The following is a 999-nucleotide window of genomic DNA, read 5'->3' on the forward strand; positions in this document are numbered from 1 at the left end:
GATTGTAATATTAAAGTAGTATCTAATCATTTTTGCTGTTGTCGTTTTATTGGTTTTTCTTGCTGTTATAACAAAAACAAGGATACGTGATTTTTGTGTTTCTGTAATATCACTCGTTGTCACATATCCCTGCATTTAAGAGTGTTCAGTCTTTCTGGTATTCAAGCATTTACCAAAATTTGAAGTTTTACAGAAGGTGTTTTTTCGTTTAATTGTTTTTCTCCTGTAAATGTCATTCCTGTAAAAGCTCAAATATCCCAAAATCAGACTGCTTGTTTCTTTAGCCATTGTCTTACCTTGGTTTCATAATTTTCGCAATATTCCACGTTTTCGTCTATTACCGAAATGAGGTTGTCAAGATAAACGTTTTCTATTGTAATTCTGTTTTTGAGATTGTCGTCAGGAGTAAGGGTAACTGTAAATGTATCCGAGCCTTCGTCATACTCGACTCTTACATAACCCGTCATCTTGAAGCCCTGTACATGAAACTCCGTGCCATTACTTAAAGTCCTTACCGAAGCAAAGCATATTCCCCAACTTAAAGTGATTACACTGTGCTGGAATACCCGCCAAATATATCTTGCTATTGAAGTTCTGTTTTCTGTCGTTTCCATAATCTTTGTTGTATTGATTTTTATTGTTTTGAATTTGATGTTTTGTTGGATTAAAATTACATTGAATACCCACCATGCTTTAAAAGGCCGTCAATCAGCTTGTAAAAGGCCATGTTTTGCATTCCAATAGGCCATGTTTTAGAGCCTCGTTAACCGCGTTTTGGTTTGTTGATGGTTTCTTTATGTTAATTGGTTGGTATTCAGTGACATAAGAGAGTGTGATGTTCGATTAAGCAACATCCCCGTTCCTTTCGTAATAGAGTTCTGCAGCTGCATCGTCACATATCATTGCAAAGTCGTCAAGTCCGAGCAAAGGGTATTCATCGTGGTAGAATGAATGAAGGTCGGCAGGTGTCAATGTAGGGTCTGAAATAAGCGAATCCCT

At 36.7% G+C, this 999-nt stretch carries 1 protein-coding gene; it reads right to left on the bottom strand.

Annotation, left to right across the window (positions count from 1 at the left end; translation table 11 throughout):
- Nucleotides 1-263: 263 nt before the first annotated feature.
- Nucleotides 264-614: a hypothetical protein gene (locus tag QVO66_RS11630; protein ID WP_021855660.1), complete on the bottom strand. Its 351-nt coding sequence runs from the start codon at nucleotides 612-614 to the stop codon at nucleotides 264-266.
- Nucleotides 615-999 lie beyond the last annotated feature (385 nt).

This window comes from Prevotella sp. CAG:255 (assembly GCF_000431195.1).
Taxonomy (GTDB): Bacteria; Bacteroidota; Bacteroidia; order Bacteroidales; family Bacteroidaceae; genus Prevotella; species Prevotella rara.